2 protein-coding genes are annotated in these 792 nt (G+C 53.0%); both read left to right on the top strand.

Features of this window, described 5'->3' with window-relative positions; all coding sequences use genetic code 11:
* Positions 1-366, top strand: a 366-nt coding sequence (gene hpaR / locus ACTHSP_RS21025; RefSeq protein ID WP_440346887.1) for a homoprotocatechuate degradation operon regulator HpaR, incomplete at its 5' end; no start/stop codon positions are given.
* A 10-nt stretch (positions 367-376) separates the two neighbouring features.
* On the top strand, positions 377-792 hold a 416-nt coding region (gene hpaC, locus ACTHSP_RS21020), incomplete at its 3' end, for a 4-hydroxyphenylacetate 3-monooxygenase, reductase component (protein ID WP_440346886.1).

Here is a 792-nt window from a genome sequence, read left to right as displayed (position 1 = left end):
TTCCGCCCTATTCTGAACCAAGCCAATATTACTGACCAGCAATGGCGTATCATCCGGCTCTTAGCGGAAAACGGCACTCTCGACTTCCAAGACTTGGCTAATCAGGCCTGCATCCTCCGTCCCAGCCTGACCGGCATTCTGACCCGCTTGGAAAAAGCAGGTTTGGCCGTGCGCCTGAAGCCTTCCAACGACCAACGCCGCGTTTATCTGAAACTGACGCCCGAAGGCGAGAAACTCTATGAGTCCACCGGCGCATTGGTTGACGAGCGCTATGACGCAATTGAAAAAGTCCTTACCAAAGAAAAAATGGCACAACTCAAAGAACTCTTGGCAGAGCTGGCAAAAATCGAACAGGCATTAAAATAAAGCGAGCCGGATGACAGATTCAACACACACACTCAAGAGACCATTTCGAGATGCCATGGCCTCCTGTGCCGCCGGTGTGCACGTTATCACGACAGACGGCGAAGCGGGACGCTATGGCATTACTATGACTGCCGTAACTGCCGTTACCGACGAACCGCCGACAGTCATGCTGTGCATCAACCGCCAATCCGCCATTATTCCCATCCTGCAAGGTAACCGTGATCTGTGTATCAACACACTCAACGACAGCCAGCAGGATGTCGCCGAACACTTTGCCGGACTGACCGACCTCTCGCCCGAAGAACGCTTTGAATACCATATTTGGCATAGAGGACAAACCGGACAGCTAGAAGTCGAAGGCGCGCTGGCGCACCTGCACGGCAGCATTGTCGATCAACGCGAAATCGGCACGCATTACGTCTTTTT

It is taken from the genome of Neisseria sp. P0001.S005 (genome assembly GCF_051963715.1).
Note: the sequence above shows the minus strand (reverse complement) of the source record. Positions and strands in the feature narration are given on the sequence as shown.